This window comes from Pseudomonas sp. 65/3-MNA-CIBAN-0223 (genome assembly GCF_040310425.1).
GTDB classification, from domain to species: Bacteria; Pseudomonadota; Gammaproteobacteria; order Pseudomonadales; family Pseudomonadaceae; genus Aquipseudomonas; species Aquipseudomonas gregormendelii.
This window is the reverse complement of sequence record NZ_JBEOPV010000009.1, coordinates 184,182-199,481: the sequence shown is the minus strand read 5'-3', so window position 1 is coordinate 199,481 and position 15,300 is coordinate 184,182. Positions and strand designations below refer to the sequence as shown.

At 58.4% G+C, this 15,300-nt stretch carries 17 protein-coding genes; 9 read left to right on the top strand and 8 right to left on the bottom strand.

From position 1 onward, the window contains the following. Positions 1–477: 477 nt before the first annotated feature. On the top strand, positions 478–1,620 hold the full coding sequence (locus tag AAEZ09_RS13485; RefSeq protein ID WP_350599736.1) for a hypothetical protein: 1,143 nt from the start codon (positions 478–480) through the stop codon (positions 1,618–1,620). 161 nt (positions 1,621–1,781) lie between these two features. Here the strand turns inward: AAEZ09_RS13485 and AAEZ09_RS13480 are convergent, their stop codons facing one another. The 5 genes from AAEZ09_RS13480 to AAEZ09_RS13460 all read right to left on the bottom strand — a co-directional run bounded on the left by AAEZ09_RS13480 (position 1,782) and on the right by AAEZ09_RS13460 (position 4,567). Beyond that, a complete protein-coding gene (locus AAEZ09_RS13480) occupies positions 1,782–2,153 on the bottom strand; it encodes a glutathione S-transferase N-terminal domain-containing protein (RefSeq protein ID WP_350599735.1) in 372 nt (123 codons plus the stop codon). Positions 2,154–2,257: 104 nt separating this feature from the next. Next, positions 2,258–2,803: a GTP cyclohydrolase I FolE gene (gene folE, locus AAEZ09_RS13475; protein ID WP_045059149.1), complete on the bottom strand. Its 546-nt coding sequence runs from the start codon at positions 2,801–2,803 to the stop codon at positions 2,258–2,260. 77 nt (positions 2,804–2,880) lie between these two features. After that, positions 2,881–3,438 (bottom strand): Smr/MutS family protein, encoded by a 558-nt coding sequence (locus tag AAEZ09_RS13470; RefSeq protein WP_045059150.1) that lies wholly within the window; start codon positions 3,436–3,438, stop codon positions 2,881–2,883. An 86-nt stretch (positions 3,439–3,524) separates the two neighbouring features. After that, positions 3,525–3,845, bottom strand: coding sequence for a hypothetical protein (locus AAEZ09_RS13465; protein WP_045059151.1), 321 nt, complete (start codon positions 3,843–3,845; stop codon positions 3,525–3,527). A gap of 131 nt (positions 3,846–3,976) precedes the next feature. Next, on the bottom strand, positions 3,977–4,567 hold the full coding sequence (locus tag AAEZ09_RS13460) for a cysteine hydrolase family protein (RefSeq protein ID WP_045059152.1): 591 nt from the start codon (positions 4,565–4,567) through the stop codon (positions 3,977–3,979). 240 nt (positions 4,568–4,807) lie between these two features. Between AAEZ09_RS13460 and prmB the strand changes: the two genes are divergently transcribed. Continuing rightward, positions 4,808–5,716 (top strand): 50S ribosomal protein L3 N(5)-glutamine methyltransferase, encoded by a 909-nt coding sequence (gene prmB, locus AAEZ09_RS13455; protein ID WP_350599733.1) that lies wholly within the window; start codon positions 4,808–4,810, stop codon positions 5,714–5,716. Positions 5,717–5,843: 127 nt separating this feature from the next. Here the strand turns inward: prmB and AAEZ09_RS13450 are convergent, their stop codons facing one another. Together AAEZ09_RS13450 and AAEZ09_RS13445 are read right to left on the bottom strand one after the other, a co-directional pair. Next, positions 5,844–6,635 (bottom strand): hypothetical protein, encoded by a 792-nt coding sequence (locus AAEZ09_RS13450; RefSeq protein ID WP_205892385.1) that lies wholly within the window; start codon positions 6,633–6,635, stop codon positions 5,844–5,846. A 99-nt stretch (positions 6,636–6,734) separates the two neighbouring features. Then, positions 6,735–7,688, bottom strand: coding sequence for an alpha/beta hydrolase (locus AAEZ09_RS13445; RefSeq protein WP_350599798.1), 954 nt, complete (start codon positions 7,686–7,688; stop codon positions 6,735–6,737). Between the two features lie 129 nt (positions 7,689–7,817). On the opposite strand from AAEZ09_RS13445, the gene aroC reads away from it, so the two are divergent. Genes aroC through mtnC form a run of 5 tightly spaced genes read left to right on the top strand, consistent with a single transcriptional unit; the run spans position 7,818 to position 11,966 of the window. Continuing rightward, positions 7,818–8,909: a chorismate synthase gene (gene aroC / locus AAEZ09_RS13440; protein WP_045059156.1), complete on the top strand. Its 1,092-nt coding sequence runs from the start codon at positions 7,818–7,820 to the stop codon at positions 8,907–8,909. Between the two features lie 28 nt (positions 8,910–8,937). Further along, positions 8,938–10,089 carry an MFS transporter gene (locus AAEZ09_RS13435; RefSeq protein ID WP_045059157.1) on the top strand — a complete coding sequence of 384 codons (1,152 nt, stop codon included), beginning with the start codon at positions 8,938–8,940 and terminating at the stop codon, positions 10,087–10,089. Next, positions 10,086–10,712, top strand: a complete 627-nt coding sequence (locus tag AAEZ09_RS13430; protein ID WP_205892387.1) for a methylthioribulose 1-phosphate dehydratase — start codon at positions 10,086–10,088, stop codon at positions 10,710–10,712. Before AAEZ09_RS13435 ends, AAEZ09_RS13430 begins: the two co-directional genes overlap by 4 nt. Before the next feature lie 20 nt (positions 10,713–10,732). Next, positions 10,733–11,278 carry a 1,2-dihydroxy-3-keto-5-methylthiopentene dioxygenase gene (locus tag AAEZ09_RS13425; protein WP_045059159.1) on the top strand — a complete coding sequence of 182 codons (546 nt, stop codon included), beginning with the start codon at positions 10,733–10,735 and terminating at the stop codon, positions 11,276–11,278. Positions 11,279–11,282: 4 nt separating this feature from the next. Next, a complete protein-coding gene (mtnC, locus tag AAEZ09_RS13420) occupies positions 11,283–11,966 on the top strand; it encodes an acireductone synthase (protein WP_045059160.1) in 684 nt (227 codons plus the stop codon). 238 nt (positions 11,967–12,204) lie between these two features. On the opposite strand, the gene AAEZ09_RS13415 is transcribed toward mtnC, so the two are convergent. Then, the gene (locus tag AAEZ09_RS13415; protein ID WP_045059161.1) at positions 12,205–12,483 is read right to left on the bottom strand and encodes a DUF3509 domain-containing protein; all 279 of its coding nucleotides are present in this window, start codon (positions 12,481–12,483) and stop codon (positions 12,205–12,207) included. A gap of 335 nt (positions 12,484–12,818) precedes the next feature. Between AAEZ09_RS13415 and AAEZ09_RS13410 the strand changes: the two genes are divergently transcribed. Together AAEZ09_RS13410 and AAEZ09_RS13405 are read left to right on the top strand one after the other, a co-directional pair. Further along, the gene (locus AAEZ09_RS13410) at positions 12,819–14,657 is read left to right on the top strand and encodes a long-chain-acyl-CoA synthetase (protein ID WP_045059162.1); all 1,839 of its coding nucleotides are present in this window, start codon (positions 12,819–12,821) and stop codon (positions 14,655–14,657) included. Positions 14,658–14,754: 97 nt separating this feature from the next. Beyond that, positions 14,755–15,273 (top strand): ankyrin repeat domain-containing protein, encoded by a 519-nt coding sequence (locus AAEZ09_RS13405; RefSeq protein WP_045059163.1) that lies wholly within the window; start codon positions 14,755–14,757, stop codon positions 15,271–15,273. The last annotated feature ends 27 nt before the right edge of the window (positions 15,274–15,300 follow it).

Sequence of the window (15,300 nt, the reverse complement as noted above, 5' to 3'; positions counted from 1 at the left end):
AAAATGCGGTCAGGAGGTGCCTGACCATGCCATGGAATCGAGAGTCCCCGATGGATCAACGAATCAAACTCATAGGCGTCTGGCGGCGGTCGTGCGTCAGGCCGGAGTCGCCCAGGTGGCCTGAAGGTAGAACTAATAAACCGGCCAATTGTAAGGTTTATTTTAATCCTGGCTTTGTTCTGAAAATGGATTGCGTATGGCGACATGGGTTTGCCAGCCAAACCGCGGCAATACGTAGTAGCACTCTAATAGGGTCAGGTTTTGGAGGGTAGGCGCACTCGGGAGCGCAATATCTCCACCTGCTGCTTACGAGCACGCGATAGCGTTCAAACCACCTGGGGGATGGAGTTAACTGACCATGATGGCGCTCAGAATGATAAAGAGCGTATTTTGCAAGATACCCTTATCCATTACATCGTATATTTATTTAAGATTTTTATGTAATTGCTTATAAAAAATTTCAAGGGTGGGGTAATTATGCAGTCTTCAGGTTTGTCCGGTCCAGCGCAAGGACCACTCAGTCGTAAATTAGATGAACTGCACGCAGCCGATAAAGTTTCAAAAAAGAACTTGGGCAAGCTCGATAAAATAGTCGGTGAGCTTGATAACACCAAAAATAATCCCGCATTGATGAATGCAATTAAATCAATGGGAAAAAGTACAGGTGATCTGAAGGGGCTGTTTATTTCGCTGCGTGTAAAACTCGTCGATCAGAACTCTCGTATGTTCGATAAAAAACAGGGGCAGTTAATATCTATCGAGGAAAAAATTATACCGATCGCCAAGAAAGTTGATGAGAAAAACATACGGCTTAGAATGCGTAGTATTGACGCTGAGATTGACGACAAAGAAGGAGAAGTTGAAAGGCTTGATGGTAAAAATCGCAGAAACGCAGAAAGAAAAGCACCCCTTGAAAAAAAGATTGAATGGGCAAAAGCCAGTGATAGCGACTTGGAATCTATTCGCAACAACCTTCGGAAGAAAACCGCTAAGCTCATTGCTAATGTTCAGAAACCACATGAAAAGAAAATTTCCACGATAGACAGACAAATTCAGAGTCTGAAAAATAGCAAAGATCTAGCTTTGGAGCACGCGTCAAGGAATGGCGTCGCGGTAAGTCAACGTCTGGATTGGGCCGTCGAGGGCAAGATCTATGATCATACAAATACTGGTTTTGGAACAGAAACGTGGTCCTCTTACATACAAAGAGATGAATTTGTTATCAAGACATTCGGTTCTGTGAAAAAAGAGGGCGATGGGAAATATCCACAATACATTAAAGTCCCAAATGCTGCGGGTGAGGAGTGGAAAAGACTTGTGAAAGACTTTTTGGATTCTCCAGCTAAACTAGAGAAGTTGCAGTTGGATAAAGACAAGCTTGAAAAAGACCATAGGCAACTAGTTGAATTAATGACGAGCGAAGCGGAAAGTCCGGATAACAAAATTTCTGAGCAAGAAATTACTGAAATAAATAATTCTATCTCTACTTTCAAGAAAGAAGATGAAAACCGTGAGAAAAAAATTAAAGAATTTAAGGACTCTATTTCCAAGCTTAAGCAGGAGCGAACGAGATTGGTTGAAGAGTTTATGTTTTTGCAACGCATGAGCCCCGCATCCTGAAGCCGAGTTTATTTTCGTGCCGCACGCAAGTAAAGCCCACAATCTGGTGGGCTTTACTTGTGTGCGGCATGCATGTCGTGTTGCGCGCGAGCGCAACCAGGCTTGGCTGTGCTGGCCCACTTACGAGTACGCGAAGGCGCCAGATCAAACATCCAAATGGATCAAGCCGCTGCAAACCGCTTATCCAGATAATCAATGATCACCTTGGACTCATACATCCAGGTGGTCTGCCCATTCTCTTCGATGCGCAGGCACGGCACCTTGATTTTGCCGCCTTGATCCAGCAGCGTCTGGCGATCCTGTTCGTTGTTCTTCGCATCGCGCAACGCAACCGGAACATTCAGGCGGCGCAGGGCGCGGCGGGTTTTGACGCAGAACGGGCAGGCGTGGAATTGATACAGGGTCAGGTCCCTGGCGGCGGAGTTGACCTTGGCCTGAACCTCGGCCGGGCGCTGCTTCTTGCCCGGGCGGGTGATGAAGTCGATGAAGATGATCAGTTGGCCAAGGCCGACACGAAGCGCTTTTACGAACACGGTACAAGCCTCACGGTGGGAATTGATAAAGGCGCGCAGCTTACCTGATTTTTGCCGGACGAAAAAAAACCGGCGATGAATGCCGGTTTTCTCCGTGTTGCGAATTACTTGATGAGGCTGAGGAATTCGCTGCGAGTCGCGGCGTTCTCACGGAACTCACCGAGCATCACAGACGTGATCATCGACGAATTCTGCTTCTCCACACCGCGCATCATCATGCACATGTGCTTGGCCTCGATCACCACTGCAACGCCCAGCGCGCCGGTGACTTCCATTACCGCGTCGGCGATCTGGCGGCTGAGGTTTTCCTGGATCTGCAGGCGGCGGGCGTACATATCGACGATCCGCGCGACTTTCGACAGCCCCAGCACCTTGCCACTCGGAATGTAGGCAACATGCGCCTTGCCGATGAACGGCAGCAGGTGATGCTCGCACAACGAGTAGAGCTCGATGTCCTTCACCAGCACCATTTCGCTGTTGTCGGAGCTGAACAAGGCACCATTGGTGACTTCTTCCAGCGTCTGTTCATAGCCGCGGCAGAGATACTGCATGGCTTTGGCGGCACGCTTTGGCGTGTCGAGCAGGCCCTCGCGGGATACGTCCTCGCCCAATTGGCCGAGAATCGCGGTGTAATTCTGTTCCAGGGACATGAAACTACCTGTGGGATTCTACGCAAAGGGCAAGGGTACGGTGGCGGACACGGCGCTGCAAGCGTGAAGCGACAGGTTTAATCGTCGCGACCTTCCATCATGGTGCGCTTGAGCATCACATAAACCGCTCCGGCACCGCCGTGTCGGGCCTGGCACGAGGTGAAGCCGAGCACTTGGGAATGCTGGCGCAGCCAGGTGTTGACGTGGCTTTTGATCATCGGGCGCTTGCCGTCCAGGCGCACGGCTTTGCCATGGGTGACGCGCACGCAGCGGATTTCGAATTTGGTGGCTTCGGCGAGGAAGGCCCACAGGGTTTCCCGGGCTTTTTCCACGGTCATGCCGTGCAGGTCGAGGCTGCCTTCGAAAGGGATCTGGCCGACCTTGAGCTTGCGCATCTGGCTTTCCTGCACCCCGTCACGGGCCCACATCAGCTCGTCTTCGGGGCCGACGTCGATCACGAACTGGTCGGACAGGCCGTCAACGGTGGTGGCATCGGTGCGCACGGTTGCGGCCTGGCGCAGCTTGGCGATCTGCGCGCGGTCAGCCTTGGGTTTGCCGGTTTCGGCGCGATCGTGCTTGATCGGCTTGACGCCTTGGATCGCACTTTTGAACAGGGAAAAATCGTCGTCTTGCATGTCAGCCTCCGCGAAGGGCGGCCAGTTTACCCAAGTCGGGGCTTGAGCCATAACAATTGAGGCCCGTCAGCAGGCGGGCCTTTGCATCAATCGTGTTTTTTCATCAAGTGCGGCGACATGTTCAGTTCCCGTGATTGCCGCGCGCGACGACGGCAGCGGCGCCACAACCATACGCCCAGGTACAAAACGAACAGCCCGACAGCCAGGATGATCGTCGAGCCCAATGGGCTTGCATTCAGTTCGCCGAGTGCGGGCGGGCGGCCGAGCAGGCTGGCAGCGCCGGCCATCGCGAGCAGCACGCCGCAGGTGGCCAGCAGCGCAGCGAACGCGGCACCAAAACGAAAACGCCAGTTGCTCTGGCCTTTGGGGCGCAGGCGCCGAGCGTCAAAACCATCGGATAACTTCATTCCGACCTTCCTCAATGGGTATCGGCCCTTCGACCGGGAGTTGACCGGGATGTTCCTGAGGCTAAGACAATTACAGCAAATGAGAGGCTTTTGCGGATGAGCGGCGATATGCACCGCTCGTCAGGCATCGGTCAAATCAGTTCGTGAGTCAGGGCGAGGGTGGCGAAGTTGTCCGCCATGATCGCCATTTCTGTCTGCTGCACGTGTTCGGCGCTAAGGACTGTGCCCTTGTAGGGCAGGTCGCGGGTGGCACAGGCGTCTTCGACGAGGGTGCAGCGAAAGCCCAGGTTTTTCGCCGCGCGTACGGTGGTGCTGACGCTGGAATGGCTCATGAAGCCGCATACGATCAGGTCCAGCGAGCCCAGATTCTGCAAGCGCTCCAGCAATTCGGTGCCGTGAAACGCGCTCGGCAGCAGTTTGCCGATGATGGTTTCGTCGGCCAGGGGCTCCAGGCCTGGAATGAATTCACCGCGTTCGCCCTGGGGGTCAAACAGACCACCCACGGTGCCAAGGTGACGCACATGCACGATTGGCCGGCCGGCGGCGCGGGCAGCGCTTACCAGTTGCTTGATGTTCGCGACGGCAGCATCCATGCCGTTCAGGGCCAGGGGACCACTGAGGTATTCCTTCTGGGCATCGATGATGACAAGGGTCGCATGACTCAGATTGGCTGCTGCATAACCGCGGCCGCTGAGTTGAAACATCGTTTTTGGAACGGACATTCTGGGGCTCCTTCGGGTGGGGCTTTTGCGACATTGTCCTCTGGCTGAGCGATTCTGTGAATCGCTACCATCGCAGATGCCGTCTTTACTGGCTTGCAGCCTTGTCAGTACTCACAATTTGTTCATCGGCCTGGCGAAAAAACAGAAAAGTCCTACATTTGCCGGGATGTTTTTACGGCGTCGTCGCCAGGCGTTTTGGCTGGTAGAATCGGCAGTCGTTTTTTCAGAGAGTTTGCCCCCGTGATCACTTCCCGACTTCGTACCCTGCGCGACCATATCCGTTGGGCCGTCAGCCGCTTCCATGGGGAGGATCTGTTCTTCGGCCATGGGACCGACAACGCCTGGGACGAAGCTCGTCAACTGGTGTTGGGTGCATTGCACCTGCCGTGGGAAATGGCGGACAGCTACCTCGACTGCAACCTGGAAGACGACGAGTTGGTCAACCTCCAGCGATTGCTCAAGCGGCGCATCGAAGAACGTATTCCCACCGCCTATTTGCTCGGTGAGGCCTGGTTCTGCGGCATGTCGTTCATCGTGGACGAACGCGTGCTGATCCCGCGCTCGCCGATCGGCGAGCTGATCGAAAAACGTTTCGAGCCATGGCTGGGCAGCGAGCCTGCACGAATCCTCGACCTGTGCACCGGTTCCGGCTGCATCGGGATTGCCTGCGCCTACGAATTCCAGAACGCCGAGGTGGTGCTGGCCGACCTGTCCTTCGAAGCGCTGGAAGTGGCCAACCAGAACATCGAGCGCCATGGCGTCGACGAGCGCGTGTACACGGTGCAGGGCGATGGGTTCGATGGGTTGCCAGGGCAGCGCTTCGACCTGATCGTGTCGAACCCGCCTTATGTCGATGCCGAAGATTTTGCCGACATGCCGGACGAGTACCAGCATGAGCCGGAACTTGGCCTGGCCTGCGGCGACGATGGCTTGAACCTGGTGCGCCGCATGCTCGCACAAGCCGGCGAGCATTTGACCGAGAAGGGTTTGCTGATTGTCGAAGTAGGCAACAGCCAGGTGCACGTCGGGGGGTTGTACCCGGAAGTCGATTTCGCCTGGCTGGACTTCGAGCGCGGTGGACACGGGGTGTTCATGTTGACGGCGCAGCAGTGCCGGGAGCATCAGGCGCTATTCGCGTCCCGCGTCTGACCCGAGGACGCTATCGCTGGCAAGCCAGGCTCCCACAGGTTTTTGTGTCGTTCAGCCATTATCGCAACGACAGTAATCCTGTGGGAGCCTGGCTTGCCAGCGATGGCGGCACCATAGCCCCCAAGCCCTACCTGTGCGTAGCAATCCAGATCAACAACCCCGCCTGAAACACCGCAAATGCCACCAGGCATGAGATGGTAAAGCGCAGCGCCGTGTCCTCGCGCCGGTACTTGCTGACCTTTTCCTCGTGTTGCTTGAGTTTGACCTCCTGCTCGGCCAGGTTCTGCTCGGCCTGCTGGAGCATCTGCGCCGCCTCGAGAATCTCCACCACCTGCACCTTCTCGCTGTTCCACTGCGCCTTCAGGTCGCCGACCGGCACGTCCTTGACGCTGCCCTTGAGATGCTGGGCATCGGCATAGACCACTTCAAAACCGTGCCCCTTGAGGAAGTCATCACGACGCAGGCGGGTGTCTTCGTTCAGCGCGTCCTTGTTATTGAGATCGCGGCCGTTGACCCTGTACCCGGGCCAGCGTTGCTTCAGCCAGGTGATGCCGTGGGTCGCCATGAAGCGACCGACGCCACGATTCATCGGTTCGATCTGCAAGCCGCTGTCGGGGCCGAAGTGCACGCTTTTGTCCTGGTGATCGACCCACACATCCAGCAGGTTCTGTTCCTTGCGCACTCGCTGGCCGGGCAGGGTGATGCTCATGCGCATCAGGCTGCGTTCCTTGTCATGACGTTCGGCGTAGCCGAATTCGACAAAGCGCAGCGGTCGCCCACCGGTGTTGCGATCAGTCTGCAGGGGAGCCAGGCGCAGCATCTGGCGATGCTCGGCGTGCACGTCCGCCCACGGCAGCTCGACCGCTGGGGGCGCGTCCTGTTCAGCTGCGGTGGCGGGTGAAGTCGGGGTGTCAGTCATAACGGCAAGGTCCTGTCCAAGCTCGGCGTGTCGCCAGGCTTATTGCTGGCGACACCGGCTTATCGGCCGTTTTCTGCAGGACTGGAGGGTCAATAGCGCTTAACTGGCACGAAGTCCGTCAATAAACCCGATGATGCGTGAGCCCAGCTCGGCGGCTAGCGGCAAATTCGGATCCTTGTACGACGCCAACTGGCGCTTCACGTCGTTGGGCACGATGCGCATCACGTGGTTCATGCCTTCAATCAGTGCCAGTTCGGCGTCCGGCTTGGCCGCCTTAAGCAGTTTGGCGTCACCGACACCGACCTGGATGTCGTTACTGCCCTGGATGATCAGCGCCGGCATCGCAAGCTTGGCGAACGCCGCTGCCGGATCCTGGCGAAACAGTGAGATCAGGTACGGCTGCACGCTCGGGCGGAAAATCACCTGCAGTTGCGGCGGCACGTTGTCGTCGGTGTGGCCGGCCTTGAGGCTGTCGAGCAATTCGTTGGCGCGCAACATCAAGGGCGCAGGCAGACGGTTGCTCAATTGCTGGCGCAGTACCTGGTCAATTGGGCGAGCGCTGCCGGACATGGAAATCACGGCTGCGGCATCGACATCGGGCGCGGCGAGGCTGGCGATCAAGGCACCTTCGCTGTGCCCCAGCAGAATCAACTGGCCGAATCGCGGGTCGGCCTTGAGCTTGCGCCCCCACGCCTGGGCGTCGGACACGTAGCCCTCCACTGACAGATTGCGCTCGTCCGGGGTGGCGGGCAGGCTCGCGGCAACGCCGCGCTTGTCGTAGCGCACGCTGGCGATGTTGTGTTTGGCCAGCACCCAGGACAGGCGCTTGAGGCTGTCATTGCGCCCGCCGTCGGGGTTATTGCCGTCGCGATCGGTCGGGCCGGAGCCGGAAATGATCAGCACCACGGGCACGGGGGTGTCGGACTTTGGCAGCAACAACGAACCAAACAGTTCGCCGCTGCCGGTGTCCAGCGAAATGGGACGTTGCAGGACAGTGGCCTGCACAAATCCGGTAAACAAGGTAAGGCTCAAGGCTAGAACTCGCAGCATCATCACGCCATCATTCACAAAGGTGCCGGTTGGACTCGCGGGCACCCATAAGGTTCGAGGATGAACTACTTGGGTAGCCTGCGTATACTGGCGCGCATTACGTATTCACGTTCAATTCACGGAGCGTCCTGCATGTCCGGCAATACCTACGGCAAGCTGTTCACTGTCACCACCGCTGGCGAAAGCCATGGTCCGGCGTTGGTCGCCATTGTCGACGGCTGCCCGCCGGGCCTGGAAATTTCCCTGGAGGATTTGCAGCGCGACCTCGATCGCCGCAAACCCGGCACCAGCCGTCACACCACGCAACGTCAGGAAGCCGATGAGGTGGAAATCCTTGCTGGCGTGTTCGAAGGCCGCACCACCGGGTGTGCCATCGGCCTGTTGATTCGCAACACCGACCAGAAGTCCAAGGACTACTCGGCGATCAAGGATCTGTTCCGTCCGGCCCACGCCGACTACACCTATCACCACAAATACGGCGAGCGCGATTACCGCGGTGGCGGCCGCAGTTCGGCTCGTGAAACCGCGATGCGCGTAGCGGCCGGCGCGATCGCAAAAAAATACCTGGCGACCCAGGGCATCGTCATTCGGGGCTACATGAGCCAGCTGGGCCCGATCGAGATTCCGTTCAAGACCTGGGATTCGGTGGAAGACAACGCCTTCTTCAGCCCCGACCCGGACAAGGTGCCCGAGCTTGAGGCCTACATGGACCAGTTGCGCCGCGATCAGGATTCGGTCGGCGCGAAGATCACCGTGGTCGCTGAAGGTGTGATGCCAGGCCTGGGCGAGCCGATTTTCGACCGTCTTGACGCCGAGCTGGCCCATGCGCTGATGAGCATCAACGCAGTCAAGGGCGTGGAAATCGGCGCCGGTTTCGCCAGCGTCGCCCAGCGAGGCACCGAACACCGCGACGAAATGACCCCCGAAGGTTTCCTCAGCAATAACGCCGGGGGCATTTTGGGCGGCATTTCCTCCGGACAGCCGATCGTTGCGCACCTGGCGTTGAAGCCGACATCCAGCATTACCACGCCAGGCCGTTCGATCGACGTCCACGGCAACCCGGCGGATGTGATCACCAAGGGCCGTCACGACCCGTGCGTGGGCATCCGCGCCACGCCGATTGCCGAAGCGATGATGGCCATCGTGCTCATGGATCACCTGCTGCGCCACCGTGGGCAGAACGCCGATGTGCAAGTAAGCACGCCGGTGCTGGGTCAGCTTTAATGGCTGGCCTCAAGGCCGCTGCTGTCTGATGACGACAGCGGCACTCCCGTACTGGCGGCTTTCCAGTTTTTATCTGTTCTATTTCGCCTTGCTCGGTTCGACGGCGCCGTTTCTGGCGCTGTACTTCGATCACCTGGGGTTTTCCAGCGCGCGCATCGGCGAGCTGGTGGCCATCCCGATGCTGATGCGGTGCGTGGCGCCCAATATCTGGGGCTGGCTGGGTGACTACAGCGGCCGACGCCTGGCGATCGTGCGCTTCGGTGCGGTCTGCACGCTGCTTTCGTTCTCGCTTATTTTCGTCAGCAAGACCTACGCCTGGCTGGCCATGGTCATGGCCTTGCACGCGTTCTTCTGGCACGCGGTGCTGCCGCAGTTCGAAGTCATCACCTTGGCGCACTTGAAAGGCCAGACCTCGCGCTACAGCCAGGTCCGTTTGTGGGGCTCCATCGGTTTTATCATCACCGTCGTCGCGCTGGGGCGCTTGTTCGAGTGGTTGAGCCTGGACATTTATCCGTTGGCGCTGGTGCTGATCATGGCCGGGATCGTGATCAGCAGCCTGTGGGTGCCCAATGCCGAGCCGGTGCAAAGTGAACGCATCGCCGGCGACGGTTTTCTGCAACAGCTGCGCAGCCCGGGCGTCCTGGCGTTTTACGCCTGCGTGGGCCTAATGCAACTGAGCCATGGCCCTTATTACACCTTCCTCACCCTGCACCTTGAGCAGTTGGGCTACAGTCGTGGACTGATCGGCATGCTCTGGGCATTGGGGGTGGTGGCCGAAGTCCTGATGTTCCTGGGCATGAGCAAGATTCTTGCGCGGTTCTCCGTGCGCCGGGTGCTGCTGGCGAGTTTCCTGCTGGCGGCGCTGCGCTGGGTGCTGCTGGGCTCGTTCGCCGAATATGTGTGGGTGCTGCTGTTTGCCCAGGTGCTGCACGCGGCTACCTTCGGCAGTTTTCATGCCGCTGCCATCCAATTCGTGCAACGTAGTTTCGGTGCGCGCCAGCAAGGGCAGGGCCAGGCGTTGTACGCAGCCCTGGCTGGCACTGGCGGCGCATTGGGTGCGCTGTACTCCGGCTACAGCTGGAATGCCCTCGGGGCCACGTTCACCTTTAGTATCGCCAGTCTCGCAGCCTTCGCCGCTGCCGTTATCATAGCCACACGCATGCAAGAGGACCGGCCATGAGCCTTACCCGTGAACACCTCGCCCAGGAAATCATTGATGCCGGGCGTTTTCTGTATGGCCGCGGCTGGTCGCCGGCCACCAGCAGCAACTATTCGACCCGTCTGTCGCCCACCGAGGCGCTGCTGACCGTGTCCGGCAAGCACAAAGGCCAGTTGAGCCTGAACGATGTACTGGCCACCGACCTGTCGGGCAACAGCCTGGAACCGGGCAAGAAACCCTCCGCCGAAACCCTGCTGCACACCCAGCTGTATAGCTGGCGCGGGGACATCGGCGCGGTGCTGCACACCCATTCGGTGAACGCCACGGTGCTGTCGCGCCTGACGCCGCAAGCCTTCATCGAGTTCGAAGATTATGAACTGCAAAAAGCCTTCAGTGGCGTATCGACCCACGAATCCCGGGTGCGCGTGCCTGTCTTCGACAATGACCAGGACATTGCGCGCCTCGCCGCCAAGGTTCAGCCTTGGCTGGAGGCGCACCCTGATTGCGTGGGTTACCTGATTCGCGGCCACGGCCTGTACACCTGGGGCGCGCGCATGAGCGATGCGTTGCGGCAGATCGAGGCCTTCGAATTTTTGTTTGAGTGCGAGTTGAAGATGCGCTCGCTCTCCAACCGTAACGCATGAACCGTTAAGGAGTTGCCCTGATGAGCAGCCTGTCCGTTTACCACGTCTCAAGCCCTGACATTCCGAACAAGGTGCTGACCCATTTCGAAGACATCGCCTCGACCCTGGCCGAGCAGGGCGTGCGCTTCGACCGCTGGCAAGCGGCGGCGAAGATCCAGCCCGGCGCCAGCCAGGAAGAAGTGATCGCGGCGTACCAGGAGCAGATCGACAAGCTGATGACCGAACGAGGCTACGTGACGGTCGACGTTATCAGCCTCAACAGCGATCACCCGCAGAAGGCCGAATTGCGCGCCAAGTTCCTCGACGAACACCGGCATGGCGAAGACGAAGTAAGATTTTTCGTCGCCGGCCGTGGATTGTTTACCCTGCACATCGACGATTACGTCTACGCCGTGCTGTGCGAGAAGAACGACCTGATCTCGGTGCCGGCCGGTACCCCGCATTGGTTCGACATGGGCGAACATCCGCACTTCGTGGCAATCCGCCTGTTCAATAACCCTGAAGGCTGGGTGGCCAACTTCACCGGCGAAGACATCGCCAATCGCTTCCCGCGACTCGAGGACTGAGCCGATGCCGATCAAAGCAATCCTCACCGACATCGAAGGCACCACCAGCGCCGTGAGCTTTGTGTTCGACGTACTGTTTCCCTATGCGGCCAGGCACCTGCCGGATTTCGTACGGCAACAGGCCGGGCGCGCCGATGTGGCCGAGCAATTGGACGCAGTGCGCCAGGACAGCCATGAGCCGCAGGCGGATGTCGAGCGTGTCATCGAGATACTCCTGGGCTGGATTGCCGAAGACCGCAAGGCCACGCCGTTGAAGGCGTTGCAAGGGATGGTCTGGGAGCAGGGGTACAAGGCAGGGCAGTTGCAGGGGCATGTGTACCCGGATGCTGTTGAAGCGCTCAAGGCGTGGCATCAGGCGGGTTTTCAACTTTTTGTTTATTCGTCAGGCTCGATTCAGGCGCAGAAGCTGATTTTCGGTTGCTCGGAGGCAGGGGATTTGTCGCCGTTATTCAGCGGTTACTTCGATACGACCTCGGGGCCAAAGCGTGAGGCGCAGTCTTACCAGCGCATCACTCAGGCGATTGGCCTTGAAGCGGCGCAAATTCTGTTTCTGTCGGATATCGTCGAAGAACTGGACGCGGCGCGGGAAGCCGGCATGGCCACCTGCGGCCTGGCACGTGAAGGCGGGACGCTGACTGGTCACCAGACTGTCGACAGCTTCGCGAGCATCGATCCGACCAGATACTAAACAGTCTCCGAATAGACTATGGACTGTAGGAGCGAGCTTGCTCGCGATGGTCGTCAACGATGACGCGGGAAGCCTGAGTGGCCAAGGCGCCTGGTAGTTTTTCGCGAGCAAGCTCGCTCCTACAGGGGCGCGTCTCAGGAATCAGGCAGGGGCGTGTTAAGCCTTACAAACTTCAGAAACAACTCAGGCCGTGAAGCGAAAGCTCTCACGGCCTGACTGTTTGCAGCCCTGCGACAATTTACGCCGAATGATAAGTCGGCAGAGCGAACCGTTGCTGGCTTTGCAGCATCGAAATCTGTGGCAACTCGCTGGCTTGCTCAGCCAGGTCACGACGGATCGCGCTGATCACCCAGGACAACTGGTCGCCAGCATGCAGTTGCTGGTAGGAAATCGAGCGTTTGAAGACTTTGCCTTCCTGACTGCGCAGTGTCAGCAGGATGCCGCCGTCGGGGCGTGGCTGAGTGTTCACTTCGAAGTTGGAGAACAGGGAGGTAAATTTTTCTTGGATCAGGCTCATGTCTATCAGCTCCGTTAGCACTTGATTGGCAAGCATGGAGAGGTAGTTGCACCCTTTGTGCCAGCATTTGAAAATAATAAAAACCCTTACAAATCAATAAGATAAAAAATAAGCCAATTTTTGCTTTCGTGCAATCTGCATGAAAGGCCATCGTGCATCCTGCATTTTGCGAGATTCGTTCGGTTTCAATGGAACCAATCGCAAAAACCGGGCTCACGTTGTCGCCGGTCTGTTGTGCGGATACAAAACATTGCAAAAACTGCGTGTACAGCCCCTGAATCACTCACGTACTTTCGGCCACCACCCGACAATAAAAAGATCGAACGGGAGCAACGATGAGCCGCGCGCTGAACGACACGATTACCTGGGGCATGATGCTGCGCAAACTGCCCACCATCGCCAAGGCCCTGCCACGAGTGGTCCGGGGCATGAAGGCTGCCAACGTCAAGGATCCAACCCAGTCCTGTGGCCTGGGCTGGAGCTTCGAGCAAGCGACGTTGCGCAATCCCGACGGCCCGGCATTGCTTCAGGGCGATGTGCTCCTGACCTACGCCCAGGTGAACGAGTGGGCCAATCGCATGGCTCACCATTTGAGCGCGCAGGGCATCCGCAAGGGTGATGTGGTGGCGGTGTTCATCGAGAATCGTCCGGAACTGCTGGTGACTATCCTGGCGGTGGCCAAGACGGGTGCGATCAGCGCGCTGCTCAATACCTCGCAAACCCGTGACACCCTGGTGCACAGCCTGAACCTGGTAGCGCCTGCGGCGATCATTGTCGGCGAAGAACTGGTGCCGGCGTTCTCCGCTGTTCGCGAGCGCGTGGCGCTGGAGCCTGCCCGCACCTGGTTCGTAGCCGATCAGGACACCTGCCGGCACCCGGGCATTGCGCCCGATGGTTTCATCAACATGATGGCGGCCATCGCCGACAGCCCAAGCGCAAACCCGGTGACCAGCCAGCAGGTATTCTGCGACGATCCCTGCTTCTACATCTACACCTCAGGCACCACCGGGTTACCCAAGGCCGGGGTGTTCAAGCACGGTCGCTGGATGCGCAGTTCCGCCAGTTTTGGCACGATCGCGCTGAACATGAGCCCGGACGATATCGTCTACTGCACCCTGCCGCTGTACCACGCCACCGGGCTGTGTGTGTGCTGGGGCTCGGCCATCAGTGGCGCCTCAGGTTTCGCCATTCGCCGCAAGTTCAGCGCCAGCCAGTTCTGGGATGATGTGCGCAAATACCGTGCGACCACCCTCGGCTATGTCGGTGAACTGTGTCGCTACCTGGTCGATCAGCCGCCCACTGCCCAAGACAGCCGGCACCGGGTCACCAAGATGATCGGCAACGGCCTGCGCCCCGGCGCCTGGGCTGAATTCAAGACCCGCTTTGCGGTGCAGCACATCTGCGAGCTGTACGCTGCCAGTGACGGCAATATCGGTTTCACCAACGTTCTCAACTTCGACAACACCGTAGGTTTTTCCCTGATGTCCTGGGAGCTGGCTGCCTACGACCACGACAGTGGCCAGCCTCTGCGTGACGCCAAGGGGTTCATGCGCAAGGTTGCCAAAGGCGAGCAAGGGTTGCTGCTGGCGAAAATCGACGACAAGGCGCCACTGGATGGCTACACCGACGCGCAGAAGACCGCAAAGGTGGTGCTGCACGACGTGTTTGAAAAGGGCGACCGTTACTTCAATACCGGCGACCTGTTGCGCAACATCGGCTTCGGTCACGCCCAGTTTGTCGATCGACTGGGCGATACCTATCGCTGGAAAGGCGAGAACGTCTCGACCACCGAGGTGGAAAACATCCTGCTGCAGCATCCGAATATTTCCGAGGCGGTGGCCTACGGGGTGGAAGTACACAACACCAATGGCCGTGCCGGCATGGCCGCGATCACCCCGGCCGAATCCCTGGCGACCCTGGATTTCAGTGAGCTGCTGGCATTCGCTCGCGAACAGATGCCCGCGTATGCCGTACCGTTGTTCCTGCGGGTGAAGGTGAAAATGGAAACCACCGGCACCTTCAAGTACCAGAAGACCCGCCTCAAGGACGAAGGGTTTGACCCCGGTAAAACCGGTGACGATCCCATCTATGCCTGGTTGCCGGGAACTCACACCTATGTGCAGGTGACTGAACAGGTGCTGGCCGAGATTCATGATGGCAAACACCGTTATTGAATCTGGCTATGACCCTTGATCAGAAAAAAGAAGTGACAGTCTCCAGGCTGCTCGGGAAACTGTCGCCCTTTGCACCTACACAGAAAGTGGAGCCACCATGTCAGACCAAAGCCGCCAGATGACCCCCGAAGAAGCCGCTGAATTCGCCGAACAGGTATTCAACAAGGCGCGCGAGGGCGATGCGGCCATGATGGCCGCATTGCTGTCCAAAGGCCTGCCGCCGAACTTGCGCAACCACAAGGGTGACACCCTGTTGATGCTTGCGGCCTACCATGGCCATGTCGACACGGTGAAAGTGCTGCTCGAGCACAAGGCCGACCCGGAAATCCGCAACGACAATGGCCAGAGCCCGATCGCCGGCGCTGCGTTCAAGGGCGATCTGGCGGTGGTCAGCGCGTTGGTCGACGGTGGCGCGCAAGTCGAAGGCTCATCCTTCGACGGCCGTACCGCGCTGATGATGGCGGCCATGTTCAACCGAGTTGCCATCGTCGACTATCTGATCAGCAAAGGCGCTGATCCGAAAGCCAAGGATGCCAACGGCGTATCGGCGCTGGATGCTGCGAAGACGATGGGCGCAGTGGACACCACGGCGCAGCTGGAGAAGTTGCTGAGCTAATGGCTCAAGCCGGTTGAAAAACCCGTG